This is a genomic window from Haladaptatus marinus (assembly GCF_051194195.1).
Map to the genome: position 1 here is coordinate 906,203 of NZ_JBLZNK010000003.1, position 22,964 is coordinate 929,166.

General features: G+C 59.6%; 28 protein-coding genes, 1 tRNA gene and 1 pseudogene. 14 read left to right on the forward strand and 16 right to left on the reverse strand.

The features are described 5' to 3' along the window. Nucleotides 1–19 precede the first annotated feature (19 nt). Genes ACN2TU_RS10790 through ACN2TU_RS10800 form a run of 3 tightly spaced genes read right to left on the reverse strand, consistent with a single transcriptional unit; the run spans nt 20 to nt 1,096 of the window. Nucleotides 20–541 carry a peptidylprolyl isomerase gene (locus ACN2TU_RS10790; RefSeq protein WP_435155263.1) on the reverse strand — a complete coding sequence of 174 codons (522 nt, stop codon included), beginning with the start codon at nt 539–541 and terminating at the stop codon, nt 20–22. A gap of 40 nt (nt 542–581) precedes the next feature. Then, the gene (locus tag ACN2TU_RS10795; protein ID WP_435155265.1) at nt 582–842 is read right to left on the reverse strand and encodes a DUF8006 family protein; all 261 of its coding nucleotides are present in this window, start codon (nt 840–842) and stop codon (nt 582–584) included. A gap of 41 nt (nt 843–883) precedes the next feature. After that, nucleotides 884–1,096, reverse strand: coding sequence for a DUF7996 family protein (locus ACN2TU_RS10800; protein ID WP_435155267.1), 213 nt, complete (start codon nt 1,094–1,096; stop codon nt 884–886). A gap of 113 nt (nt 1,097–1,209) precedes the next feature. On the opposite strand from ACN2TU_RS10800, the gene ACN2TU_RS10805 reads away from it, so the two are divergent. Then, entirely contained in the window at nt 1,210–2,493 is a 1,284-nt protein-coding gene (locus ACN2TU_RS10805) for a DUF8060 family membrane protein (protein WP_435155269.1), read from the forward strand. On the opposite strand, the gene ACN2TU_RS10810 is transcribed toward ACN2TU_RS10805, so the two are convergent. Next, a complete protein-coding gene (locus tag ACN2TU_RS10810) occupies nt 2,494–3,813 on the reverse strand; it encodes a cytochrome P450 (protein WP_435155271.1) in 1,320 nt (439 codons plus the stop codon). Nucleotides 3,814–3,894: 81 nt separating this feature from the next. Between ACN2TU_RS10810 and ACN2TU_RS10815 the strand changes: the two genes are divergently transcribed. From ACN2TU_RS10815 to ACN2TU_RS10825, 3 genes are read left to right on the forward strand one after another with little or no spacing between them, the layout of a single operon-like run. Beyond that, nucleotides 3,895–4,281 carry an SHOCT domain-containing protein gene (locus ACN2TU_RS10815; protein WP_435155273.1) on the forward strand — a complete coding sequence of 129 codons (387 nt, stop codon included), beginning with the start codon at nt 3,895–3,897 and terminating at the stop codon, nt 4,279–4,281. Between the two features lie 50 nt (nt 4,282–4,331). Beyond that, nucleotides 4,332–4,913 carry a hypothetical protein gene (locus tag ACN2TU_RS10820; RefSeq protein ID WP_435155275.1) on the forward strand — a complete coding sequence of 194 codons (582 nt, stop codon included), beginning with the start codon at nt 4,332–4,334 and terminating at the stop codon, nt 4,911–4,913. A 41-nt stretch (nt 4,914–4,954) separates the two neighbouring features. After that, on the forward strand, nt 4,955–5,077 hold the full coding sequence (locus ACN2TU_RS10825) for a hypothetical protein (protein ID WP_435155276.1): 123 nt from the start codon (nt 4,955–4,957) through the stop codon (nt 5,075–5,077). Between the two features lie 401 nt (nt 5,078–5,478). Here ACN2TU_RS10825 and ACN2TU_RS10830 read toward each other — a convergent pair whose 3' ends face one another. From ACN2TU_RS10830 to ACN2TU_RS10840, 3 genes are all read right to left on the reverse strand, one after another. After that, nucleotides 5,479–6,039: a DUF302 domain-containing protein gene (locus ACN2TU_RS10830; protein ID WP_435155278.1), complete on the reverse strand. Its 561-nt coding sequence runs from the start codon at nt 6,037–6,039 to the stop codon at nt 5,479–5,481. A gap of 170 nt (nt 6,040–6,209) precedes the next feature. After that, nucleotides 6,210–6,283 (reverse strand) — tRNA-Ile (locus ACN2TU_RS10835). A gap of 36 nt (nt 6,284–6,319) precedes the next feature. Further along, a complete protein-coding gene (locus ACN2TU_RS10840) occupies nt 6,320–6,859 on the reverse strand; it encodes an FxsA family protein (protein ID WP_435155280.1) in 540 nt (179 codons plus the stop codon). 388 nt (nt 6,860–7,247) lie between these two features. On the opposite strand from ACN2TU_RS10840, the gene ACN2TU_RS10845 reads away from it, so the two are divergent. Then, the gene (locus tag ACN2TU_RS10845; RefSeq protein ID WP_435155281.1) at nt 7,248–7,376 is read left to right on the forward strand and encodes a hypothetical protein; all 129 of its coding nucleotides are present in this window, start codon (nt 7,248–7,250) and stop codon (nt 7,374–7,376) included. A gap of 256 nt (nt 7,377–7,632) precedes the next feature. Continuing rightward, nucleotides 7,633–10,767, forward strand: coding sequence for a carbamoyl-phosphate synthase large subunit (gene carB / locus ACN2TU_RS10850; protein ID WP_435155283.1), 3,135 nt, complete (start codon nt 7,633–7,635; stop codon nt 10,765–10,767). A gap of 396 nt (nt 10,768–11,163) precedes the next feature. Here the strand turns inward: carB and ACN2TU_RS10855 are convergent, their stop codons facing one another. Next, entirely contained in the window at nt 11,164–11,424 is a 261-nt protein-coding gene (locus ACN2TU_RS10855) for a hypothetical protein (protein WP_435155284.1), read from the reverse strand. A gap of 273 nt (nt 11,425–11,697) precedes the next feature. Here ACN2TU_RS10855 and ACN2TU_RS10860 point away from each other — a divergent pair, with 273 nt between their 5' ends. Continuing rightward, nucleotides 11,698–12,426 carry an NAD(P)-binding oxidoreductase gene (locus ACN2TU_RS10860; protein ID WP_435156168.1) on the forward strand — a complete coding sequence of 243 codons (729 nt, stop codon included), beginning with the start codon at nt 11,698–11,700 and terminating at the stop codon, nt 12,424–12,426. Between the two features lie 18 nt (nt 12,427–12,444). Here ACN2TU_RS10860 and ACN2TU_RS10865 read toward each other — a convergent pair whose 3' ends face one another. The 3 genes from ACN2TU_RS10865 to carA form a co-directional block, all read right to left on the reverse strand. Then, nucleotides 12,445–12,906 (reverse strand): peptidoglycan-binding domain-containing protein, encoded by a 462-nt coding sequence (locus ACN2TU_RS10865; RefSeq protein ID WP_435155286.1) that lies wholly within the window; start codon nt 12,904–12,906, stop codon nt 12,445–12,447. Between the two features lie 75 nt (nt 12,907–12,981). Beyond that, on the reverse strand, nt 12,982–13,518 hold the full coding sequence (locus ACN2TU_RS10870; protein WP_435155287.1) for an N-acetylmuramoyl-L-alanine amidase: 537 nt from the start codon (nt 13,516–13,518) through the stop codon (nt 12,982–12,984). A 128-nt stretch (nt 13,519–13,646) separates the two neighbouring features. After that, nucleotides 13,647–14,717: a glutamine-hydrolyzing carbamoyl-phosphate synthase small subunit gene (carA, locus tag ACN2TU_RS10875; protein WP_435155288.1), complete on the reverse strand. Its 1,071-nt coding sequence runs from the start codon at nt 14,715–14,717 to the stop codon at nt 13,647–13,649. Between the two features lie 102 nt (nt 14,718–14,819). Between carA and ACN2TU_RS10880 the strand changes: the two genes are divergently transcribed. Continuing rightward, nucleotides 14,820–15,233, forward strand: coding sequence for an Lrp/AsnC family transcriptional regulator (locus tag ACN2TU_RS10880; RefSeq protein ID WP_435155290.1), 414 nt, complete (start codon nt 14,820–14,822; stop codon nt 15,231–15,233). Nucleotides 15,234–15,327: 94 nt separating this feature from the next. Here ACN2TU_RS10880 and ACN2TU_RS10885 read toward each other — a convergent pair whose 3' ends face one another. Then, on the reverse strand, nt 15,328–16,032 hold the full coding sequence (locus ACN2TU_RS10885; protein ID WP_435155291.1) for a CehA/McbA family metallohydrolase: 705 nt from the start codon (nt 16,030–16,032) through the stop codon (nt 15,328–15,330). A 54-nt stretch (nt 16,033–16,086) separates the two neighbouring features. Here ACN2TU_RS10885 and ACN2TU_RS10890 point away from each other — a divergent pair, with 54 nt between their 5' ends. From ACN2TU_RS10890 to ACN2TU_RS10900, 3 genes are all read left to right on the forward strand, one after another. Then, nucleotides 16,087–17,064, forward strand: a complete 978-nt coding sequence (locus ACN2TU_RS10890) for a diacylglycerol/lipid kinase family protein (RefSeq protein ID WP_435155293.1) — start codon at nt 16,087–16,089, stop codon at nt 17,062–17,064. A 154-nt stretch (nt 17,065–17,218) separates the two neighbouring features. Further along, complete coding sequence (locus ACN2TU_RS10895) at nt 17,219–17,452, forward strand: class I SAM-dependent methyltransferase (protein WP_435156169.1); 234 nt, start codon at nt 17,219–17,221, stop codon at nt 17,450–17,452. 39 nt (nt 17,453–17,491) lie between these two features. Then, nucleotides 17,492–17,740: a hypothetical protein gene (locus ACN2TU_RS10900; protein ID WP_435155294.1), complete on the forward strand. Its 249-nt coding sequence runs from the start codon at nt 17,492–17,494 to the stop codon at nt 17,738–17,740. A 13-nt stretch (nt 17,741–17,753) separates the two neighbouring features. On the opposite strand, the gene ACN2TU_RS10905 is transcribed toward ACN2TU_RS10900, so the two are convergent. Then, nucleotides 17,754–18,722, reverse strand: coding sequence for a formyltetrahydrofolate deformylase (locus tag ACN2TU_RS10905; protein WP_435155296.1), 969 nt, complete (start codon nt 18,720–18,722; stop codon nt 17,754–17,756). A gap of 271 nt (nt 18,723–18,993) precedes the next feature. On the opposite strand from ACN2TU_RS10905, the gene purS reads away from it, so the two are divergent. Together purS and purQ are read left to right on the forward strand one after the other, a co-directional pair. Next, nucleotides 18,994–19,245: a phosphoribosylformylglycinamidine synthase subunit PurS gene (purS, locus tag ACN2TU_RS10910; RefSeq protein ID WP_435156171.1), complete on the forward strand. Its 252-nt coding sequence runs from the start codon at nt 18,994–18,996 to the stop codon at nt 19,243–19,245. Next, a complete protein-coding gene (purQ, locus tag ACN2TU_RS10915) occupies nt 19,242–19,916 on the forward strand; it encodes a phosphoribosylformylglycinamidine synthase I (RefSeq protein ID WP_435155298.1) in 675 nt (224 codons plus the stop codon). The genes purS and purQ overlap by 4 nt, the downstream gene beginning before the upstream one ends. A 26-nt stretch (nt 19,917–19,942) precedes the next feature. On the opposite strand, the gene ACN2TU_RS10920 is transcribed toward purQ, so the two are convergent. The 3 genes and pseudogenes from ACN2TU_RS10920 to ACN2TU_RS10930 all read right to left on the reverse strand — a co-directional run bounded on the left by ACN2TU_RS10920 (nt 19,943) and on the right by ACN2TU_RS10930 (nt 22,334). Next, a complete protein-coding gene (locus ACN2TU_RS10920; protein WP_435155300.1) occupies nt 19,943–20,872 on the reverse strand; it encodes a DMT family transporter in 930 nt (309 codons plus the stop codon). 61 nt (nt 20,873–20,933) lie between these two features. Then, nucleotides 20,934–21,278, reverse strand: a pseudogene (locus ACN2TU_RS10925) (M23 family metallopeptidase); the annotation flags it as partial. Between the two features lie 555 nt (nt 21,279–21,833). Further along, nucleotides 21,834–22,334 carry a CBS domain-containing protein gene (locus ACN2TU_RS10930; RefSeq protein WP_435155302.1) on the reverse strand — a complete coding sequence of 167 codons (501 nt, stop codon included), beginning with the start codon at nt 22,332–22,334 and terminating at the stop codon, nt 21,834–21,836. A gap of 261 nt (nt 22,335–22,595) precedes the next feature. On the opposite strand from ACN2TU_RS10930, the gene ACN2TU_RS10935 reads away from it, so the two are divergent. Next, nucleotides 22,596–22,937, forward strand: a complete 342-nt coding sequence (locus tag ACN2TU_RS10935; protein WP_435155304.1) for a DUF7991 family protein — start codon at nt 22,596–22,598, stop codon at nt 22,935–22,937. Nucleotides 22,938–22,964 lie beyond the last annotated feature (27 nt).

The window sequence follows — 22,964 nt, forward strand, 5'->3', positions numbered from 1 at the left end:
CAACTGTTTCGTCACGTCGTTATTCGTCGTGAACTTCGACCGACTCAAGCACGACGTCCGATTTCGGTTTGTCCTGTCGGTTCGTGTCCACGGAGCCGATTTCCTTGACGACATCCATGCCGTCGACGACTTCGCCGAAAACGGAGTGTTTGTTGTCGAGGTGCGGCGTGGGGCCGAGCGTGATGAAGAACTGCGACCCGTTGGTGTTCGGACCGGAGTTCGCCATCGACAGGATTCCCTCGCTGTCGTGTGTGAGTTCGGGGTGGAACTCGTCGTCGAACTGGTAGCCAGGACCGCCGCGGCCGGTTCCGGTCGGGTCGCCGCCCTGAATCATGAAGTCGTCGATGATGCGGTGGAAGAGCACGTCGTCGTAGAGCGGTTCGCCGGAGACGTTGTCGCCGGTTTTCGGGTCGGTCCAGTCCCGGTCGCCCGTCGCCAGTCCGACGAAGTTCTGGACGGTGCGCGGTGCGCGCTCGTCGAAGAGTCGTACCTCGATGTCGCCGTGGTTCGTGTGAAGCGTGGCTGTCAGGTCGTCTGCCATAGCCGAACCGTCTACCTCCAGGGAAAAAAGGTGTTCTATCCTATCTGCTCGCGGTCGTGTACAGCAATGGGGCGATAACCAGCAGTGCGACGCCGAGATAGGCGAAGTGAGCCGGTGCACCCATCGCCACGACGACGAGGAACAGCAGACCGAACAGGATCGTGTTCAACGACAGTACCTTTCGGGACTTCAGCGGTATCGCGGCCAGCAGCGAGAGTGCGAACAGGGCGAAAACCGCCTGTCCCACGTTGTATTTGATGAGGAAGTCGTCGATGAGTGGGAGTGGGACGAACTCAAGCATTCCTGTCCGTGAGTCGGTGTGAGTTCTCCTTTAAACTTCCGCTATGCCCCGCTCGACCCCGTCAGTTCCAGCGGTCTGACCCAGATATACCAGATGAGGAGTGCGGCGGTCAGATAACCGGTATAGAAGACGGCAGTTCCGACCAACCCGTATCCCATCTCGGTCAACACGTATTTCGACATCCCGGGGACGACGACACCGAGCGCCAGCGCCAGTCCGAACCGAACCTTTCCCGCGGCGTTCTGCGTGCTCATACTACCGCCTACGTATTCGACCCGGGTGAATCGCTCGGTTCCGGTCAACAAACCTCGCGTCCGAAAACTATCAAAACCACAAAGTATTTGTTCGGATGTGAAACGGATTGAACATGAATCGTGAGCGAATACTGGCGGGCGGAATCGCTATTCTGGTGATGGCATCCCTGCTTGCTATCGTCCTGATTCCCGGCGCAATCGCGGAGACGGCCTCCGACGACGTTCGGGCTAGCCACCTCCAAATCGAGGACGTGTCCATCGAACCCGGTTCCATTTCCGGTGGTACCGCGACATTGGCCGTCGAAACCCGCCTCGACCACAGGGGCGGTCCGGCGGAGAACGTCACGGTGCTCGTCCGGGCAATCCACGCGGATTCCGGATTCGTCGAGACGACAACCGAACAGCAGGTACCGACGATCGAAGGGCAACGCGAGGCCAGCGTGACGCAGAACATTTCGGTCGAACGGCGTGGCGACTACCGAATCAAAACCGTTGTCTTCCGTGATGGCGAGCGCATCGCCGAGGGGACAAAGGAAGTCAGCGGTGTCGGCGCTCTCAAAGCCGGTTACGCGGAGACGAACATCGCCTTCCATTGGCAGGACGGGACGAGCGATTTCCCACCGGTCGAATATTCGATTGCCGACGCCGAAAACAATCGAACGACGCTCAACGTTTCGACGTACCTGACTAATCAGGGCGACGATCCCTCGGAGAACGTTCGCGTCGTGTTTACGGCGAGGCAGGCCGATTCGAACATCGTTGCGAACCGTGTTTCAGTGCCAGTCGGAAAAATCGATGCTGGCAGAACCGCGAGTCCGGTCGCATCCCTCTCGGTTCCGGACGGCTACAACTACTATCTCGACGCCGTGCTCTGGAAGGACGCCGTGGTCGTCGGGTCGGCACGGAGTGCAGCGAATTTAGACCCCTCTGAGACGCTCTCGGTGAACGAGACGAATCAGGAAGTCAAACTCTCTGTGTCGGATTTCTCGGACGATAACGCACCGAAATCGAAGGACAGAACGACGACCGCAAACGACGGCGGACAACCGGGCTTTACCGTTCCCGCCGGTATCACCGCGTTACTCGTGGGGGGGGTGCAATTGCCTGGAGGAAATATGACTGAAACCGAATCCAACTCGATGACGCAACCGAACGACGAACCGACCACGAAGCCAACTGGCCGGAAAAACGTACAGGAATACCTCTATCGAGGCGCACTGGTGCTGCTCGTTTTCCTCGCCATCATCGCCCTGTTCCAGTTCTACATGAGCGTGCTCGCCGTGATTCGGACGTTCGTCGCCGACCAATACCGCCCGCTGTTCAACGCGGCGTTCAATCTCGCCGTCCTGCTGGCGACCGGAATCGGCATTTCCTACGTGGTCCGGAAAATAGACTGATTATCGAGCGCAAACCGTCATTTCGACCGGGTTTTCGGGGTGAATCGTAACGAACGGAACCAGCGAGAGCGGCGTGTCCGAGACGAGTTCGAACGCGAACTTGCTCCCGAGCGTCGCCAGCACGAGTTTCGCTTCGCGCATGGCGAACCCGTCGCCGATGCACTTTCGCGGGCCACCGCCGAACGGGAAGTAGGCGAACTCCGGAAGTTCCCGTCGGGACTCGGGCGTCCATCGTTCCGGGCGGAACGCCTCCGGGTCATCGAAAAACCGCTCGTCGCGGTGGACGACCCACTGCGGTGTGGAAACGACGGTTTCGGCAGGGATGTGATACCCGGCGAGTTCGTCCGTCTCCACCGCCTGCCGATAGATGACGTAGGCGGGCGGGTAGAGTCGCATCGTTTCCATGACGACCTTTTCGAGGTAGTCCAACTCCCCGAGGTCGGCAACGGTCGGCGAACCTTCGACGACCGAATCGAGTTCTTGGTGGAATTTCCGTTCGGCTTCCGGATGTTTCGAGAGGAGATACCACGCGTAGGTGAGCGTCAGGGCCGTCGTGTCGTGGCCCGCGAGCAACATCGTCATCATCTCGTTGCGAATCGACTCCTCGTCCAGTCGTCCCTCCGCCCGTTCGCCGAGAAGCGTTCCGAGCAAGTCGTCTTCCGTGCCGTGAACGTCGTGTTGTCTGCCAATCTCTCGGAGGATTCTGTCCAGTATCTCGACCGACCGGCGATAGCGAACGTTTCGCGGCGTCGGCACCTCCTCGGGAACGAATCCCTGTGGGCCGGGTCGGAACCGCTCGCCGACTTCCAGGAGGGCTTTGCGGATGGTGCGTTCCATCCCGTCGATTCGCGCTCCGAGCAAACTCTCGACGACGATTCGAAGCGTGAGTTCGGACATCTCGCGATGGATGTCGATATGCTTGCCGTCGTGCCACGAATCGGCCAGTTCCACGGAGTCCCCTACGATGATGTCGGCGTACTCGTTCAATTTGTCGCCGTAAAACGACGGTTGCATCACCTTTCGCTGGCGTTGCCAATGTTCCCCGTTGCTGGTCAGTAAGCCGTCGCCGAGCAGTCCACCCAATCCCTCGTCACCGCCCAGACTCGGCTTCTTGTAGTTCGTCGCGTTCGTCACGAGAACGCGACGAATGGCTCCGGGGTCGATGACCTGATACACCTCCTGGTTGTACACGTCGATCCGAGCGACATCGCCGTACTCGTCGGCAACGCGCTCCATGAACCTCAACGGGTCGTCGGCGTACTGAAGACTCGACCCCAGAAACGGTACCCCCTCCGGACCCGATGGCACTCGGTCTGCCATGGGAGACAGTAGGGTTCAGACGGTAAGAATCCTCGCCCAACCGGTGACAGAGTTTTTATAGTTCGCATTGAAGATGCAGGCATGGCCGATACACACCGGTCGCTGGCCGAGCAGATACCGGCTATCGTCTCGCTTCTCGTCCTCGGCATGGGGCTAACCGCGCTATTTCTCGGCTATCACTGGTTCTGGATAGTGTTCGTCATCGGGTTCGCCGTGGTACTTCCAATCACGGCGCTGCTCTCGCAGTCGCTGTTCGGGAACGAAAATGGAAGCGAATGGCGAGGCGATGAAACCGAACCGGAACGCACGGATGAACGACAGGACGCCCTCAACGTGCTTCGAGAGAGATACGCTCGTGGCGAAATCGACGAAGCCGAGTTCGAGCGCCGGGTTGACCTGCTGTTGGAAAACGAAACCATCGAAGACGTTGAAGCGCGGCAAACGGACGGAGAGCGCGAACTGAACTGAGTTACAGACGGGCTGAAAGCTTATGCCAGCGTGCCGGTTTTGTTGAATCGATGAAACGACGTGAGGTGTTGGTTTCCGGCGCTGGGGTTCTGTCTATTGGACTTTCCGGTTGTTTGGATTCGGCTGGTTCGGCTGGAAAAGACGACACGACGCAGACGACCGAATCAACCACTACGAGCGCCGCCGCGACGACCACGACGAAACCGGGTAAAGAAGCCTTCGTTCTGTTGAACGACGATCCGAATGCGCACAGGGTTCATGTCACGGTATCGCTCCAGTCGGACGGAGGGAACCGACTCGTCGATTCAACCTACGAAGTGCCGAGTCAGTACATACTGGAGTTTACAGACCTCCTTGAGCACGGACGAGAGTACCACTTCGAAATCACAACTGCGAAGGGAAAATCAGCGACGAAGACGCTGACCGCGAAGGGATGTGCCGGCGACCAGTACAATTCGAGTGGCGACCGCTCAATCGTCGCCTGGGTAAGCGGCAAGCCGGGCGTTAGCTACAACGCGTGTGATACCCCGTTCCCACCGAAATACACGCGCAGTTGGGCGGAACAGTACGAGGTTTCAGAAACCACTCCCGAAACGACGGCAACCAGCACGACCACAACGACCACCTCCTAACCTGCCACAATCGCTTTGCGTGCATCCGCCAACCTGGGTTCATGGCGCAAGAACCAGAACAACCCGAGTGGCGTGCGCTGCTGAAACACGTTTTGACGGGACTGGCACTGCTGTTGTTCGTCTGGGTGATTCGACGACTCCAGGGCGAACCCACCGACGGGTAGAAAGTAAAACTCCACGATAGATTCAAAATTTCCAACACGTATACGGTGCCGACGAGCGTACGACCTTCCGCGCAACAGCAGTGGCGCAATTGGGGAAAATGAACGAAAAACTACGGAACAAACGGATACTGGCGATACTGCTCGCATTACTAATGCTGTTGGGTGGGGCAGGAGCGATTCTCTCGGTGACCGATTCGAAAGAGAGCGACGGAGTGAATCGGGATGTGGGGGAGACAGTGGGACTCCAAAAGCCATTGCTCGACCACAATGCTGCCACAGTGCAGGCGAGCGACGCCGAGGGTAGATGGCAGTACGCAACACCCTCGTGTGAACGAAGGCTATGTTCTGGTCGTCGAAACACGGTCGCTGATACACTGCCGAAAAAACCGACCCGCCGAGAGTTACGAACCGCTGGTATTGCCATCACCACCTTTGCTCCCACCTTCGCTGCTCCCAGTAGCAAGCGTGCGGAGTGTCCGTGCAATCGTGTCGAGTCGTTCCTGCTGATTCTCGATACCGTGGCGATTCGCGAGATACTGCGGGTCGTTGTAGGTGACGTTCACCGTCTCGCCGTCCTGCCAGACGAGCAGTTTCTGTGGTAGGTCGATGCCGATAGTTCGACTCGTCTGCATCAGCGGCGTTCCGAGTTCCGGATTGCCGAAAATAAACAGCGTCGTCGGTGGCAAGTCGAGTCCTGCGGACTCCGCGTTGTCGGAGTGATCAACCGTCGTGACGAGCGTCAGGACGTCGATATTTTCGATGTCGCCCTCGATTCGCTCGACAGTGGCGTCGAAATCCTGTTCGCTCTCGACTGTCACGAGTCCGTTTTCGTCGGCTTGGGTTCCTGTCGTCGTCTCGGTGGTTTGCTGGGTTCCTACGACCGGTGATGCGAACGTCCCACCAGCGAAAAGCACGCTGACGAGTTTCAACATCGCCCGTCTATCGCGTGGTGCAGTTGGCATGACGGACTCTAGTCGGCGAGGAACGGCTTTGTTATTCGCCACAGTCGGAACTGAAACGGAGAATACTCGGGGTAATCCGTGATTGTGCCGAGAATAGGTGCTTCTCCGAGTTGTTGAAAACCGCAAGATTAGGTGGCTGGGGAGTTGTGTCCTCGGCCCCCGTTGAAAGGTGGGCCAACGCGGATTTGAACCGCGGACCTCCCGGTTATCAGCCGAGCGCTCAACCTAACTGAGCTATTGGCCCTCAGTGAGCGCATTTCATCGTTGCGCCCTGCAACGTTTAAGGGTTTCTTTTCGAATCGGAATCCTCCTCGAAGTCGATATCGTAGGCGTCCGAATCCATCCGATACGTGTCGCCACCGGACGAACCGCCAGTAGCGTCACTCGTGGACTCGCCGGGGTTTGGGAAACCAAACGTGTATACGTTGCCCGAGGCGAACCCGCCGGTCTGCTTGTCGATGTAGGGCGTGATTATCCACTTCTTTGCGACCGTTCGGAACACCGCGCGCGTCACGGGGAACGCGAGCAGGAACCCGAGGGCGTCGGTAATCAGCCCGGGCGTCAACAGGAACGCACCAGCGATGAGCAGGAATCCCCCGTCGATGATGCGATTGGTAGGGATGTCGCCACGCTGGAGGTCGGACTGGATTTTCCGGATGGTGTGTCGCCCTTCCGCACGCACGAGCAACATTCCAAGCAGGGCGGTCAGCACGACGAGCGCGACGGTGAGTTGCCACCCGATTTGGTCGGCGACAAGGACGAGGAACAACCCGTCGAGTAGGGGAATCAACAGCAACAGCGCCAGCAACCGTTTCCACATGGTCGGACGTAGTGGGCGCGACTGTAAAACCCTTTACCTGCTGACTCGTCCGCCGAGAGGGGAACGATGAGGATGTGGTTTGAGAGAGGCAGGTAGTCGTTGCGAGATTCGAAAAGTTGCTGATGGGACGACGGTTGGACTCCAACTGCTAGGCGCAACGGACGACCGACCGCCGTCAGTCGCTCATGGCTCCGCCACTCGATCTGTCCCACATTCGCCCGTACCCACTGGAAGAGCAAGTTCTTCCGACCGATTGAAAACGCAAGGGGTTTTGAAGACAGCCAAATCCGCAGGCGGGTGAGAAGGAGACTGATGCACGAGAAGCCACTCCGTTTTTTTAATACATTCCTACACAAAACATATACCGATAATCCCTGACATTCGAGCTATGGATATTCCCCACTCCGTTTCCGGACCGAAAAAGCCCGAAAGTTCGATTCTCGACATATTCAAACCGGTGATGGTGTTCATCGGCTTCCTGCTGTTTTTATTCGCCGTGATCTACTACATCGGGTGAGGATTCGAGGGTAATGGCACGGTAGGACGTGTGGGTCGCTTACAGCCAGTGTAAGAGGCTTCTGTCGTTTGTGACTGTTTTAGTCGGGTCAGTGCGTTTCGTTTTCATCTCTCTCGACCACTCCACAATCCTCGTCCGCGGAAACCCATCAACCAGAGAAAACGATTCGTGGTTCCGAAATTCGAAATTCGGCTTCGCACCTCGTAATGATTCGTGGGGCTTATTACGATGTACGAACTTCACACCGATAACAGCCATGACCGAGGACACCGAAGACAGAACGATCTTGCTCATCGGAAGCGGCCCCATCCAAATAGGGCAGGCCGCGGAGTTCGACTACTCCGGCGCACAGGCCTGCCGCGCGTTACAGGAAGAGGGCGCGCGAGTCGTCCTCGTCAACTCCAATCCGGCGACCATCATGACCGACCCGGAGATGGCCGACGAGGTGTACATCGAACCCATCACCACGGAGGCTATCGCCGAAATCATCCGAAAGGAACGCCCTGACGGGGTCATCGCCGGACTCGGAGGACAGACGGGACTGAACGTTACCGCGGAGTTGAGCGAGGAGGGCGTGCTGGACGAGTACGGCGTCGAAATCATGGGGACGCCGCTCGACACGATTTATGCGACGGAAGACCGCGACCTGTTCCGCGTGCGAATGGAACAACTCGACCAACCAGTTCCGCGCTCGACGACCATCGCGCTCGAGGATGGCGAATCCGTCGGCGACGTGGACGAGGACGCACTCGGCGAGCGAGTCGAGGAAGCGGTCGAATCGGTCGGCGGTCTCCCCGTCATCTCGCGCACGACCTACACCCTTGGCGGGTCGGGGTCGGGCGTCGTCGGCGAGATGGATGAACTGAAAGAGCGCGTCCGCAAGGGCCTCCGTCTCTCGCGCAACAGCGAGGTGCTCATCACCGAATCCATCGCCGGATGGGTCGAACTCGAATACGAAGTGATGCGCGACGCCGACGACTCGTGTATCATCATCTGCAACATGGAGAACCTCGACCCGATGGGTATCCACACCGGGGAATCCACGGTCGTCACGCCCTCGCAGGTTATCCCGGACGACGGCCATCAGGAGATGCGCGACGCTGCCCTCGAAGTCATCCGTGATTTGGGGATTCAGGGCGGCTGTAACATCCAGTTCGCGTGGCGCGACGACGGCACCCCCGGCGGCGAATATCGCGTCGTGGAAGTGAACCCGCGCGTCTCTCGCTCCTCGGCACTCGCGTCGAAAGCGACGGGGTACCCAATCGCCCGCGTCACCGCGAAAGTCGCGCTCGGCAAGCGCCTCCACGAAATCGAGAACGAGATTACGGGCGAAACCACGGCGGCGTTCGAACCTGCAATCGACTACGTTGTGACGAAGGTGCCGCGCTGGCCCAAGGACAAGTTCGGCGACGTGGACTTCGAACTCGGCACCGCGATGAAGTCCACGGGTGAGGCGATGGCAATCGGCAGGACGTTCGAGGAGAGCCTGCTGAAAGCCCTCCGCAGTTCGGAGTACGAACCCGACGTGGAGTGGAGCGAAGTCGGCGATGACGAACTCGAAACCGACTACCTCGAAGCGCCGACGCCCGACCGTCCCTACGCGATGTTCGAGGCGTTCGAACGCGGCTACACCGCCGAACAGGTCGCGGAGCTCACCGGAATCGAGAGTTGGTACGTCGAACGCTACGAGCGCATCGCGGAGGCGGCCGAGGGCGCCGAAGCGGGCAACTTCGATTCCGCTGCGGAAAAAGGGTTCACGAATCAGGAGGTCGCGTCGATGGCCGGAGCGGACGTTGGGGCAGTCGAAACCTCGGCCCCAGAACGCTCGTTCAAGCAAGTCGATACCTGCGCGGGCGAGTTCGCGGCATCGACGCCATACTACTACTCCGCGCGCTCCGCGCTTGAGACCAACTTCTCCGGGCGCGACGAACTCCAAGTGGACACCGATGTGGAAAGCGTTGTCGTGGTCGGCGGCGGTCCGATTCGTATCGGACAGGGTGTCGAGTTCGATTACTGTTCGGTGCACGCGGTGCGCGCCCTGCGCGAAATGGGAATCGAAGCCCACGTGGTGAACAACAACCCCGAGACGGTTTCGACCGACTACGACACCTCCGACGGCCTCTTTTTCGAACCGATTACTGCGGAAGAGGTCGCCGACGTCATCGAGGCGACGAACGCCGACGGCGTGATGGTGCAGTTCGGTGGACAGACCTCCGTGGACATCGGCCATCCGCTCGAAACGGAAATCGAACGCAGAGGTCTTGGCTGTGAGGTTCTTGGCACCACGGTTGACGCGATGGACTTAGCAGAGGACCGCGACCGCTTCAACCGCCTGATGGATGATTTGGGAATCGCTCAGCCGACCGGTGGAAGTGCAACGAGCGAGGAAGAAGCGCTCGACCTCGCGCACAAAATCGGCTATCCCGTCCTCGTGCGTCCGTCCTACGTCCTCGGTGGCCGCGCGATGGATGTCGTGTACGACGACGACGAACTGAAAGAGTACATCGAGGAGGCGGTTCGCGTCTCGCCAGACAAGCCGATTCTCGTGGACGAGTTCCTCGCAAACGCGGTCGAATTGGACGTTGACGCCGTGAGCGACGGCGAGGACATCGTTATCGGCGGCATCATGGAACACGTCGAAAGCGCTGGGGTTCACTCGGGCGACTCGGCCTGCATGATTCCGCCTCGCTCGCTTGATGAGGAGACGCTGGCCCGCGTTCGCGAAGTGACCGAAGACATCGCCCGTGCCCTCGACACTGTCGGACTGATGAACGTCCAATTGGCCGTGCAAGATGGCGAAGTGTACGTCATCGAAGCCAATCCGCGCTCCTCGCGCACCGTCCCGTTCGTCTCGAAGGCGACTGGCGTGCCAATCGCCAAACTCGCCGCGAAGGTGATGGCCGGGGAGACCTTGGCCGAACTCGATGCCACGGAGCAGATTCCCGAACAGACGAGCGTCAAGGAGGTCGTGCTTCCGTTCGACCGTTTGTCCGGTTCCGACCCACGCCTCGGCCCGGAGATGAAATCGACGGGCGAAGTGATGGGCACCGCCGATTCGTTCGGCAAAGCCTACGAGAAGGCACAGGCCGCGGCGTACAACGCGCTCCCGGACGACGGTACCGCAGTCGTGGAATTCGACGTGGACGGCTTCGGCGACTACTACGAACTCGGCGAGTTCGAGAACACCGCGGAGGCAGTTCGTGCCGGGGAAATCGATCTGCTCATCACCGACGACCGCGAGGCGCTGGAGATGGCCGTCGAGGAAGACATCCCATACTTCACGACCGTCGCAGGTGCCGAGGCCGCAGTCGAAGCCCTCGGCGCACGCGATGAACCGCTGTGTGTGCAGTCCGTCGGCGACAGGCCGAAGCGCGCCGAGAAGTGGGGATGAGATAACTGGGCGATAGAATCGTATTTTTAATCGACGCTCAAGGGAGCAGTATCGAGAGTATGAACCCCGTAAGCCACAACGTTGCAAGACTCGATGGCGAGGGAGTCACAGCGGCTTGTGTGAGAGCACGGTTGGCTACTGCCGACTCCAATCGCACCGCTATGCTCCCGCTTGCTCGCGGTTTTACCGCTCGATCAGCCGAAAGGTAGCGCCAGCGCACTCGGGCGAATGACGAACGATAGAAGCGCGAGCCGAAAACTGCGCTGGCAGGAAGGGGTGGGGACGCTGGCGGTTGCGGTATTTGCAGTCGTGCTTCCCATCAACGCCCCCGGAAACACTCGAAGAACTCACCGCAATGCGACCGGTTCCAGCGATCACGGAATTCGCAACACCGATTCAAATCAGCGTCCCGACTGCACCACCGACGAGAAAGGCCGCGAGTGCATACCACGGTTCGCGCCGAATCGTCTGCTGTGCTATCTGCACGTCGCCGCAAACCCCGATTTCAGGGGAGATCATCACGAATCCAATGCCGACGCTCTCGAATCCCATCGTACTGACGTAGCCCGCGAGAATTCCGATGACAATGCCGAGAATCGCGGCGTGAACTTCGGCGTACGTGACGCTGTTTTTACTGTCGACGACTGGCTTTCCCATGGATGAAAATCAGCTCTTGTGTTCCCTTTCATCGCGTATTATTAATTATTTATATTCTTCGACATCGGATTTTCACTGAAGCCAGAAGCTAGCCGACCAGCCGGTTTGAGCACTGTCGTACTCGACGTTCCATCAGCGGAAGCCATCGACTTCTCGACGGCCGTACTCTCGTTTCGTTGTACGAAAGCGCGAGGGGAAGACCACGCCTCTATGCTATCCGGAGGCGTTCGCGGCCACGAGAACTTTGCCCGTTCCGAGCAAAGCGTATGGGAGATGAGTACAGATGTTCGACGGATTCTCGTTGCGGGTGCCAGCGGCGGGACGGGCCGGGAAATACTGACACGACTCCAAAACACCGATCTGACCGTCAGGGCGATGACGCAGTCGCCCGACAAGGAACACGACCTCTCGAATCAGGGCGCGGACGAGGTCATCGTCGGCGACCTCCTCGACCCGGCGGACGCCTCCCGTGCGGTCGCCGACTGTGATACGGTGCTCTGTGCTGTCGGGTCGAAACCCGGCCCTCGCGTTATCTTCGGCGGCGAACTGGTCGACGGAGCCGGTGTCGAAAACCTCGTCCATGCCGGAGTCGCGGCCGACATCGACCACTTCGTCTTCGAGAGTGCCATCGGCGTCGGCGACTCCCGCGAAGGGATGCCAGCACCGCTTCGGGCACTGCTCTGGAACAACCTGAACGCGAAAAACCACGCCGAGGCGGTGCTTCGGACGTCGCCGCTGACTTACACCATCATCCGACCCGGCGGATTGACGAACGCCCCCGCAACGAAAGACGTGCTAGTCGGCGAAGGTGGCGAAACCGTTTCCGGGCGAATCTCGCGCGCAGACGTGGCTCGACTGATGGTCGCCACACCGTTCACGCCCGAGGCGGAAAACCGAACCTTCGAAGTCGTCAGTCGGAACGGCCTTCGCGGAACTGCACGGGGAGTGGTCGAACTGGACTGGCAAGTGCCGGGCGAGAGGGGGATAGAAATCGAGGAGTAGGCGGGTCGCTCGACCTCGCTACCCGACGAGGTATTCCCACGTCACCGGGCCGACGACGCCATCGACCGAAATCCCACTCGCACTCTGGAAGGATTCGACTGCATCTTCTGTTCCCGGGCCGAAGATGCCATCGACCGAGATGTCGTAGCCGTGTTTGTTAGCGAAGCTATCCTGTGCCGTCCGAAGCGCCTGGTTCTGGTCGCCGTAGCTGACGGTGACGACGAGTTCGCCCCACGTGTTCGGGCCGACGATACCATCGACTGCGAGGCCACGGTCGGACTGGAACTGCTCGATGTTCGTCTCGACTTCAGACCCGTAGATGTCGTCGTGGTACTGAATCGGGTAGCCGTTCGCTTCGAGGAGGTACTGGACGGTATACACGTCGTGTGCCGTGTCGCCATTGCTGTAGTACGGCCAGCCCGCCGAACCGCCGTTGCCGCCGCCAGGGTTGCCGACGACTTCGCCGCCGACTAAATCCATGAAATACTCCCAGTCGAACGTGTTTCCGGGGTCTACTTTGCCGTCGGTCGTGCCGGTACAGCTCGGATTCGGAATCTAGTTGTGGCCGATAATGCCACCCTCGCCGCTGTAGGTGTTACACGGCGCGAGGTCGGACGTTGGATGTCGTTTCGGAACGCCGTATTTGTCACAGATGTGGACGACTGCTTCGGCGGTTTGCTGGTAGATGGTGTCGTTGAAGTTCGTGACGTTCGCCGAGCCTTCGAGTTCGAAGTTGACGCCCGTGTCGTTGTATGTTCCGTCGCCGCCGTTCGTCCACGCGACGTCCGACACTTCGACCATCTGCATGATTTGTCCGGGCTCGTTGCCGATGACGAAGTGGGAGCTGACGTTCGAATCCGGATTCTCGAACCAACTGTAGCCCGCCTCGTAGCTTCCCTCGATGGTGTGGATGACGACCCAGCGAATGTCCGAGGCGGTTCGGTTCGCGTCGGAGTAGTTGCTGGAGTGGGCCGGGTTCCACACGTCGGTAACGCTCTCGTATGCGGACGCGGTGGATGCGGAACCGACGACTGCTCCGGCACCGATTGCGCCGGACGCGAGTTTCATGAACTTTCTTCTGGATTTCTCCATAATTCAGAGTGAAAATAATAGAGTAAAAGTATTGCGCGGTGTGGTATCACACACTTTCTTGCGCGCAAAAATGCAGATAGAAATGACTACTCACGACAGAAATCGGTCGAAAACGGAGCGGTCAGCAGTTAGTCGGCGATGACGAGCCGCTTTCGGGGTGCCATCGAAAGCACGTCGTCGAAGAAGCCGAGGGTGTCGTTCGGGCCGGGGTTGGCTTCGGGGTGGTACTGACGCGTGATAACGTTCAGTTCGTCGCTTTCCAATCCTTCCGGAGTGTCGTCGTTGACGTTTATGTGGGTCACGTCGAGGTCACCTGGGTCGGCGACAGTGTAGCCGTGGTTCTGGGTGGTCATCACGACTTGTCCGGATTCCAAATCGCGAACCGGCTGGTTGACACCGCGGTGGCCGAAGTCCATCTTCTCGGTCGTCCCGCCGAGCGCGCGGGCGATGATTTGCTGGCCGAGACAGATTCCCGCGAGCGGCAGTTCTCCGGCGTATGCTTCGACCAGTTTTTGCGCCGCTTCGAAGTTCGCAGGGTCGCCCGGACCGTTCGAAACGAACAGCACGTCGGGGTCAACGGCCTCGACATCGTCGGCCGTCGCATCGTGCGGAAGGACGTGAACGTCCGCGCCGCGTTCCACCAGCGCGTCGATGATGCTTCCCTTCGCGCCACAGTCGATGAGCGCGACCGTTGTTTCGTCGTCCGCGCTTTCACCGAGGTGAATCTCCCGTTCGTGGACGCTGACCTGCGCGCCGATGTTCTCGTGTTCGCTCATGCCCGGACAGCGTTCGAGTTCCGCGAGCGCGTCCTCGGGCGTGGCGTTCTCGCCGACTGCAATTCCGCACTTCATCGCGCCCTCTTCTCGAATTCCGCCGACGAGGTCACGCGTGTCGAGGTGGTCGACCGCTGGAACGCCCTCGGTTTCGAGCCATTCCGCGACATCGTCGGTCAGTTCGCGCGCGACGACGGCGCGCGGATGGACTCGGTCGCTCTCGAAGCGTTCCTCTCGGACGCCGTAGTTTCCGATGAGCGGGTACGAGAAGGTGAGCACCTGTTCTTCGTAGGACGGGTCGGTGAGACTCTCCTCGTATCCCGTATATGCTGTTGTAAAGACCAGTTCTCCGCAAGCCGTTCCCGGAGCACGACCACGGGCTTCCACCACATGGCCACCCTCCAGCGCTACGTAGGCACCCGGCATTACGAGATTCATATGGAATCCGGGCTAATAAACCTTGCTTTCGAAGCATTGTTACGATATTCGTAATCGTGAAGTAGGGGGGCCGACTAGGTGCTAATCTCCATGGATGCACTCGACCGACAGATACTGAATCTTCTCCGGCGAGACGCCCGTACACCGTACACTGAGATCGCAGAAAAAGTCGGAACCTCGGAGGGAACGGTTCGAAATCGAGTCGAACGGATGACCGAGGACGACGTTATCGAACGGTTCACGGTCGCAACCCGCACCGGGAACGTGAAGGCGATGATAGAAATTGGCGTGGACGTGGCCGTCGATACCACGCAGATGTCGGATCGACTCGCGGAGTGGGAACAGGTGGACTTCGTCTGGCAGGTCAGCGGCGAGGACGACATCGTCCTCGTTGTGGACGCCGCCGACACGCAGGGCGTGAATCAACTCATCACTCGCGCGCGGGAGCTGGAAGAGGTCGTGAGCACGAAAACTCGACTCATCTTGGACGAGCGACTCGGGTGAGGACTCGTCGTCCGAACCCGAACGGTACCGAGATGAGTCGAAGACTGGTTCTGGACGAGCAACTCGGATGACGGCAGGTCGACAGACGGCGGGACTAATCCTCCGGTTTCGGCGGGTCTCCGAAGCCCGGTGACTCCTCTTTCGGGCGATGGAGGTTGTCCTTGCCCTCGTGGACTTTTCGGTACAGTCGCCGGACGCCCTGGTCGAAGGTGCCGCGTCGAACCCGCGGTTCGACGCGGCCGTCTCGAATCGCCTCCACGACGCTTCCGGGGGTGAGCACGTCCGTATCCACACGCGTGTAGGCGCGACCGACTTCGACCGGATAGTGAGCATCACTGCCACCAACCAATGGGAGACCGTTGCGCTCGGCAAGGGTTCGCACCCACTCCTCGGTTCGTGGATGTTTGCCGTTTATTTCGATGGCGTCGAAGTCCGCATCGACTTCGCGCACCGTGCTGTTCCGGTAGGGATGGGCGATGATGGCCGCACAGTCGCGTTCGTGGGCCATTTCGACCACCTCGTGGGGCGTCAACGTCCCCGGTTCAGTTCTCGTGGGGGGGTCGGAACCCACGACGAGGATGTGACCCTTCGTCGTCGAAATCTCGATGCCCGGAATCGTCTCGACCGAGAGACTCCCGAACTGACGGTAGTAGTCGTGGTTCGTCAGCGCGACCCCATCCAAGTCGCGATAGCGCGCGGCCAGCGTGAGGAGCCTAACGCCGACAGGGTCGAACAGTCCCGCGGCTCGCTCGTGGCCGTGGAAAAACCGGGTATGGGCGTGAAGGTCGATGGAGAACACGTTTGAAAATATACTGCCGACAGAACTTTGGTTTTTCCGCCGGATATCTATCACATGGATGCCGACGAGGCCGGAACTGCGGGTGACCTCGCGGCGGACGATATGGAGTACGAGCGCGTCGTCGTGTTGAACCCAGTAAGTGGCGATGGTGAGCATGCCGAAGAAGTCCGCGAACTCGCCGAAAAACGTGATTTTACGATCCTCGAAACCCGCGAGGAAGGCGACGCCATCGAGTTCGCCGAGCAAGCCGCCGAAAACGGCGCGTCGATGGTGGCGGCTGCGGGCGGCGACGGCACGCTGAACGAAGTCGTTCGGGGTATCGTTTCAGCAGATGCGCTAGATTCGGTGACGTTCGGCGTCATCCCGACTGGAACGGGAAACAACTTCGCCGGGAACATCGGCGTTACCGGCATCGAGCACGCCTTCGACGTGCTCGAAAACGGCGAACGACGACGCATCGACCTCGGGACGGCGAACGGTCGGGAGTTCATCAACTCCTGTGTCGGTGGACTGACGGCGGACGCGAGCGTCGAAACCAACTCCGAACAGAAAGAACGCCTCGGCGTGCTCGCATACGTCGTCAACACGCTTCAGTTGATGACCGATTTCGACGGCGTCCCGCTGACCGTCGAGACATCAAAGGACGGCGAAGTGTCGTGGTCGGGCGACGCCGTCTTCGTCCTCGTCGGAAACGGGCGTCGGTTTCCCGCGAAAGGGCGCACACAGGCGAACATGGAGGACGGCCTGCTCAACGTAACCATCATCGAGGAGATGCCCGCCCCGAACCTCGTCGGGGAGGCCCTCCTTCAGCGACTGTTCGGCAAGGGGTCGGACAACGTGACGCACCTCCGAACGCCGACAGTGGATATCGACATCAAGCGGGATGACCCCGTCCAGTTCAGCCTCGACGGGGAGATGGGCGAGTGGAACGAACTGACTCTCGGCGTGATGCCACGCGCGCTGGAACTCCCCCTCGGGCCTGACTACGAACCGATTCCCGGCGAGGAGACGGACAGCGAAAGTGGATTGTAGACCCGTTACCCACCGAAAGTTTTTATCAGAAGACGAACCAACCAATCGACAGTCTCGAATGTCCCACGATTGAAACGCAGTCCGCCGCGCCTACGACGAAATCGCGGACGACTACCTCGCGGCCCGAAATCAGGACGGTGACGACACGGATTTACTGTCAGATTTCTGTGACTATCTTCCACCGAACGCTCGCGTGCTCGATGCTGGCTGTGGCGCGGGGCGGCCGATTGCCGAGCAGTTGGCGGCGGAGTACGACCTCGTCGGAGTCGATTTCTCGCGCGAACAGGTGTCGCGTGCCCGTGAAAACGTTCCTGCCGGTCGATTTTATCAGGGAGATATGACTCAGCTGAGCCTCGCAAGCGACACTTTCGACGGAATCTGTGCCTAACACTCGGTTATCCACGTTCCGACCGATGACCATCCCGATGTGGCACGGGAGTTCAGTCGCGTCCTGCGTCCGGGAGGACATCTCCTCCTCACGGTCGGTTCCTCGGCGTGGGAGGGGTCGAACGACGACTGGCTCGGAACCGGCATCGAGATGCACTGGAGCATTCCCGCGCCAGAAGAGAGCGTCGCCACCCTCGAAGCGGCCGATTTCGAAGTTCACTGGCGGAAAGTCGTGGACGACTCGCTGGGCGATACGACCGGGTTCGTGCTCGCGCGAAAACCAAATTGACGATCGCCGCGCGTTAATCGTCCGATTCCCCGAGCGACTCGCCAGTCACCGAGTCCATCCGAACCCCATCGATGGGACCGTCGGGCGTCACCTCGTCGAGTTCCGACGGCATGCCGAGATTGTACTCCTCGTCGGAGTCCGAAAGTTCCGTTCGACCCCGCCGAATCGACACGTCGTCGTTCAGGTGCAAGCGCACCGCTTCGAGCAGGGCATCCGCTTCGAGGGGTTGACCCCGCTCGCACATCGCTTCCACGGTGGCGTCGTCGGGAACGTTGAACACGCGCTGGGTGACGATCGGACCTTGGTCCAAATCGGTCGTCACGTAGTGGGCGGTGACGCCTGCGACGCGGACGCCCGCCTCCTTTGCCTGTCGGTAGGCTTTCGCGCCGGGGAACGCCGGAAGCAGGCTTGGGTGGATGTTGATGATGCGACCCTCGTATCGGAAGACGATTTCCGGGCTGAGTATGCGCATGAATCGCGCGAGGACGAGCAAGTCGATGTCGTAGTCGTCCAGCAAGGAGAGAAGGCGTTCTTCGTCGTGGACGCCCTTCTCATCACCAACGTCGTGGAAGGGAATGCCGTGCTCTTCGGCGACCGGTTCGAGGTCGTCGTGATTGCCGATGACGACGCCGATTTCGGCATCGAGGTCGCTTCGCGCGTTGAGCAGTCGGCGCAGACAGTGTGTCTCTTTCGTGACGAGGACGGCGACCTGCCGGGTGTCGCGCTCCGCCGGGAACCGCACCCGCACGTCCACATCCAAGTCGTCGCCGAGTGCGGCGAGGTCACGCCGGAGTTGGTGTTCGTCCACCGTCATCTCGCTCGTCTCGACGTGCATCGTCATCCGAAAGATGCCGTCACGAACCGCTTGGTCGACGTCTTCGATGTTGATGCCGCGCTCGAAGAGGAGGGTCGTGACGCGGGCGACGAGTCCGGTGTCGTCGTTGCCGACGACGGTTATCTCGGTCAGTTCGCGGGAACTCATCGTCTCACCTGCTGAATACGGGGAACAGCCATGAGATGGGTGTAAGAACTGGGAGGGGCAAAAACGTTGCCGACCGTGCAACATTTTCACCCTGGCCTACACGGAGCACGGAGAGCCTGAGCTGGGACGTGTGCTGGAGTAGGCGGAGCCAACCGAGCAAAAAACCGATCGAGAGGCCGTGTTCGAAACGTTTCGCGGTTCGGAATACACGAACGTGTACAACAGAATCGTTCCAAAAGAGTTTTTGAACACAGACGCGCAGGGTCAGATGATGACTGCCTACACCGCGACGGTGACGGTTCGGCTGAAGCAGGGCGTCCTCGACCCCGAAGCGGAGACGACCCGGCAAGCGTTAGAACGACTCGGCTTCGAACTGGAGTCGCTTCGTTCGGCAGACCAGTTCGAAATCGACCTCGATGCGGCATCCACGTCCGATGCCGAAGAGCGCGCCGGAGAGATGGCCGAGCGCCTGCTCGCCAACCCGACGATTCACGACTACACGGTGGCAATCGAGGAACGATGACTGTCGCTATCGTCCAGTTCGGCGGGAGTAACTGCGACCGAGACGCGAAACGCGCCCTCTCTCACCTCGGCATCGACGCCGAACTCGTCTGGCACGAGGAAGGGCTGCCCAGGGACGTGAGCGGCGTGATGCTTCCCGGTGGCTTTTCCTACGGCGACTATCTCCGAGCGGGAGCGATCGCCGCAAACTCGCCAATCGTCGCCGAGGTGCGCGAGGCCGCCGAATCGGGAGTCCCAGTTCTCGGCGTCTGTAACGGCGCGCAAATCGGCTGTGAGTCGGGACTGACTCCCGGCGTGTTCACGACCAACCGAAGCGCACGCTTCCAGTGCGAACACGTCTATCTGCGGGTGGAGAACGACGACACGCCGTGGACCGCCGCGTACGACGAGGGCGAGGTTATCGAAGTCCCCATCGCACACGGCGAAGGCCGATTCGAAATCGCGGACGAGCAGTACGACGAACTTGATTCGGACGGGCGCGTTCTCTTTCGCTACTGCGACGAGGACGGTGTCGTGAGCGACGAGGCGAATCCGAACGGGTCGAAAGGAAACGTCGCCGGAATCGTCGGCGAGTCAGACACCATCGCGGTTATGATGCCGCACCCGGAACGAGCGACGCTCCCCGACATCGGGGGAACGGACGGCGAAGGCGTCCTGTACGGGTTCGCGTAATTCGGTGTTTGTTGCGGGCAGTGCTTCTATCGACCGGACGAGAGCACACCAGTAAGGCGCGGGAGTTCGCGCGAAATCGCCCGTCGTTTCAACAGACAGAATCCGATGAAGATGATAAGGAACCCGAGCGCGGTGAGCGGCGTGATGGTCTCATCGAGGAACAACAAGCCAGCGACCGCGGCGAAGACGGGCGCGACATAGGAGACGAGATTGATTTCGATAGGGCCGAGTCGCTCCAGGAGGTCGAAGTATATCAGAAACCCGATTGCGCTGGCGGCCAACGAGAGATAAGCGAGCGCAACGAGCGCCTTCGGCGTCCACTCGACCGCGGCGAACGATTCACTCGGACGAGCGATGCTGATGGCGTGCATCATGAGTGCGCCAAGGAGCATCGACCACGCTTCCATGGTCTCGATTGGCAGTTCGGCGTCGATTCGTCTGGAGAGCACGCTCCCGAAGGCGAACGAGAGCGCCGCCAGCAGGACGAGGATTTTCCCGACGAAATCGTCGGAAAGGAGGTTGTTCGGGTTCGGTTGGCTCAGCACGGCCACGCCAACGAGTCCGAGAAGGAGCCCAGCGATTCCGGACGGTTCGAGTCTTTCGCTGGGAAGGAGGACACGTGCGAATCCCGTGGTAAGGACGGGACTGGAACTAACGATAATCGCGGCGACGGCGCTCGTCGTCTCTTTCTCGCCGACGAAGAGGAAGGCGTGATAGCCCGCAATCATCAGCGCACCGCCGACGAGAACGAGATTCCATTCGCCGCGAGTGCGGGGGAGCCATCGGTCGGTGACGTAGATGGCGTAGGCGAGCATCAGCACGCCCGCCACGTCGTATCGGATAGCGGCGAACAGCACTGGCGGAAAATAGTCCAGCCCGACCTTGATGGCCATGAACGCGGAGCCCCAGACGGCGGCGAGGAAGACAAATAGCGCTGCATTTCTGTACCGGGTCACTGTTCGATATCATCCTCGGGGTGGGGAGTAGCTTTCGAAAACCCCCCGCCGAATGCCGGATTCAGTAGTAGATTTTTGGGACGCCGGAACGGGCGAAATAGTAGTTCCCTTCCGACCCTTCGCTCGGCGGAACGTACTGTCTGGTGCCGTTGTGGCGAATCTCGTAGTGGACGTGAGGTTCGGTCGAGTTGCCCGTACTACCCATCTCGCCGATATGTTGATCCCAGTAGACGCTTTCGCCCTCCGAGACGAGCACGTTCGAAAGGTGGGCGTACAGGGTTTGGAAGCCGCCGGAATGGTTGATGATGATGTAGTTTCCATAGCCATCGTAATCCCACCCGACGGTACCCACGGTACCGCCGCGGGTTGCGAGGGCGTTTGTACCGGTGTCGTTGGCGATATCGACCGCACCGTGGTTGCCGGAGCTTCGACTGTCGTAGAACGGCGCGGTGACGGTTCCGTTGGCTGGATACGAAAGGTCAGAGTGAACGAGCCAGTCGCCTGCGGATCAGCCGGTGACTGTCGAACTGGTGTCGTCACCGTTGTATCGTACCTTCCACCACGTGTAGCCGTTCGAGTTCTGTGGCCCGGCGAGAACGTAGCCGCCAGTATATTTGTCGGCGACCGCTTTCCGGGAGTAACCCGTTCCCGGGCCGGAACGAACGGAGAGGTTCTCGGTCGTATAGACGGAGCTATATTTGTTGAATCGGGGCGCACTCGCCGTTTCGGAGCTAGATATGAATACTATAGTCTAGAATATTATATTTATTATTATTATTATTATTATTATTATTGTGAATTTATTTCCTGCGTCGCGTCTCGGTGAGCTGAATCTCGTCTCGGAAGCACCAAAACATCAGTTAGACACACATATAATTGCAGTGAAGGGACGAACCGCGATAAAACGGTGGTTCATGGGTGAAATCGGGCTGGCATCCCGCAACCACTGCTTTCGAGTGTATTACGTCGAAGAGCGACGCTGGTTACGAACCGCTCGAATCACGTCCTGTCGCGCGATAATTCCGATCAGCGTATCGTTTTCGACCACTGGGAGGCGATTGATGTCATCATCCGCGTCCGCTAGCAGGTCAAGGATACGGTCTAACCCCTCGTCCGGCGACACCGTCATCACATCCTCAGTCATGATTTCGCTGATGGGTTTGCCTGCGTTCTTTGCGAGGTCGAGTCCCGTGTCGAGTTCGTTCCACGAGAGATCGAACCCGTATTTGATACTTTCGAGAAACGGTGGGAAGCCGATCGGAATCCACAGCGTCCGGTCGCTTGGCTGGAAGATGTGAACGAGGTCGTGTTGGGTGACGATACCGACGAGTCGCCCGTCCTCCGTGACGGGAAAGCCGTTGAACTCCGCGCGGGCGAGACGGGTCAACACTTCGCCGATTTCGTCGTCGGGAGCGACTGTTTCGACATCGGTCGTCATCAGATCGCGGGCGGTGATTGCCATACGAGATGGAAGGGCGTATTCCAGCGTAAGCCTTGTTACGAAAGTGAGGGATACGGTCGTGGTGGTCGTATTTTGATAATTGTTTGGAGAGTGAAATATTATGGGACAGCTTTGACTGCAATTGCTAGGCGCAAGCTACGCCCTCGCTCGGCCGCTCCCTCTTCCCAACGTTGCTCGAACACATCACAGGCCACGATATCCATCAAGCATCCGTCGGCGTCATCCGGTACGCAAAAGAGCACTGACACCCTACTACCGGGTATGGTCTCGGCCGCCACGGCGATCGGTTTCCTCGTCATCATCCTCATCAACACCGTCATTACGGCAGTCGTCATCCGCTTTTTCCGACTTCGTCTCTCGACGAAGTGGGGTGCCGTGGTGTACACCCTTCTCCTCATCCCCCTCGTTTACGTCGCTACAACCATTCTGTTGAGCGGCGCGATCGGATTCGGCGGAACCGGCGTGCGGGACAAAGGAACGGCCCTCATCCTCGTGTGGGTGCTTCCGTTCACGCTAGGTCTCTCCATCGACCTGTTCTGGATGCCCCCACCTGAGGAAATCGACTTCCCGGACAAACAGGGCAAGCAACAACGGAGTCGCTGAGAGCGACTGCCGACCAACCCGCCCGAC

What these genes read in the sequence shown, in the direction of transcription:
- ACN2TU_RS10805 (WP_435155269.1), top strand. Translation starts at nt 1,210, where the DNA reads ATGAATCGTGAGCGAATACTGGCGGGCGGAATCGCTATTCTGGTGATG.
- ACN2TU_RS10935 (WP_435155304.1), top strand. Translation starts at nt 22,596, where the DNA reads ATGGTCTCGGCCGCCACGGCGATCGGTTTCCTCGTCATCATCCTCATC.
- ACN2TU_RS10795 (WP_435155265.1), bottom strand. Translation starts at nt 842, where the DNA reads ATGCTTGAGTTCGTCCCACTCCCACTCATCGACGACTTCCTCATCAAA.
- ACN2TU_RS10810 (WP_435155271.1), bottom strand. Translation starts at nt 3,813, where the DNA reads ATGGCAGACCGAGTGCCATCGGGTCCGGAGGGGGTACCGTTTCTGGGG.
- ACN2TU_RS10815 (WP_435155273.1), top strand. Translation starts at nt 3,895, where the DNA reads ATGGCCGATACACACCGGTCGCTGGCCGAGCAGATACCGGCTATCGTC.
- ACN2TU_RS10870 (WP_435155287.1), bottom strand. Translation starts at nt 13,518, where the DNA reads ATGGAGAAATCCAGAAGAAAGTTCATGAAACTCGCGTCCGGCGCAATC.
- purQ (WP_435155298.1), top strand. Translation starts at nt 19,242, where the DNA reads ATGACTGTCGCTATCGTCCAGTTCGGCGGGAGTAACTGCGACCGAGAC.
- ACN2TU_RS10865 (WP_435155286.1), bottom strand. Translation starts at nt 12,906, where the DNA reads ATGGATTTAGTCGGCGGCGAAGTCGTCGGCAACCCTGGCGGCGGCAAC.
- carB (WP_435155283.1), top strand. Translation starts at nt 7,633, where the DNA reads ATGACCGAGGACACCGAAGACAGAACGATCTTGCTCATCGGAAGCGGC.
- ACN2TU_RS10905 (WP_435155296.1), bottom strand. Translation starts at nt 18,722, where the DNA reads ATGAGTTCCCGCGAACTGACCGAGATAACCGTCGTCGGCAACGACGAC.
- ACN2TU_RS10800 (WP_435155267.1), bottom strand. Translation starts at nt 1,096, where the DNA reads ATGAGCACGCAGAACGCCGCGGGAAAGGTTCGGTTCGGACTGGCGCTG.
- ACN2TU_RS10890 (WP_435155293.1), top strand. Translation starts at nt 16,087, where the DNA reads ATGGATGCCGACGAGGCCGGAACTGCGGGTGACCTCGCGGCGGACGAT.
- ACN2TU_RS10930 (WP_435155302.1), bottom strand. Translation starts at nt 22,334, where the DNA reads ATGGCAATCACCGCCCGCGATCTGATGACGACCGATGTCGAAACAGTC.
- ACN2TU_RS10820 (WP_435155275.1), top strand. Translation starts at nt 4,332, where the DNA reads ATGAAACGACGTGAGGTGTTGGTTTCCGGCGCTGGGGTTCTGTCTATT.
- carA (WP_435155288.1), bottom strand. Translation starts at nt 14,717, where the DNA reads ATGCCGGGTGCCTACGTAGCGCTGGAGGGTGGCCATGTGGTGGAAGCC.
- ACN2TU_RS10830 (WP_435155278.1), bottom strand. Translation starts at nt 6,039, where the DNA reads ATGCCAACTGCACCACGCGATAGACGGGCGATGTTGAAACTCGTCAGC.
- purS (WP_435156171.1), top strand. Translation starts at nt 18,994, where the DNA reads ATGACTGCCTACACCGCGACGGTGACGGTTCGGCTGAAGCAGGGCGTC.
- ACN2TU_RS10855 (WP_435155284.1), bottom strand. Translation starts at nt 11,424, where the DNA reads ATGGGAAAGCCAGTCGTCGACAGTAAAAACAGCGTCACGTACGCCGAA.
- ACN2TU_RS10790 (WP_435155263.1), bottom strand. Translation starts at nt 541, where the DNA reads ATGGCAGACGACCTGACAGCCACGCTTCACACGAACCACGGCGACATC.
- ACN2TU_RS10880 (WP_435155290.1), top strand. Translation starts at nt 14,820, where the DNA reads ATGGATGCACTCGACCGACAGATACTGAATCTTCTCCGGCGAGACGCC.
- ACN2TU_RS10840 (WP_435155280.1), bottom strand. Translation starts at nt 6,859, where the DNA reads ATGTGGAAACGGTTGCTGGCGCTGTTGCTGTTGATTCCCCTACTCGAC.
- ACN2TU_RS10825 (WP_435155276.1), top strand. Translation starts at nt 4,955, where the DNA reads ATGGCGCAAGAACCAGAACAACCCGAGTGGCGTGCGCTGCTGAAACAC.
- ACN2TU_RS10860 (WP_435156168.1), top strand. Translation starts at nt 11,698, where the DNA reads ATGAGTACAGATGTTCGACGGATTCTCGTTGCGGGTGCCAGCGGCGGG.
- ACN2TU_RS10845 (WP_435155281.1), top strand. Translation starts at nt 7,248, where the DNA reads ATGGATATTCCCCACTCCGTTTCCGGACCGAAAAAGCCCGAAAGTTCG.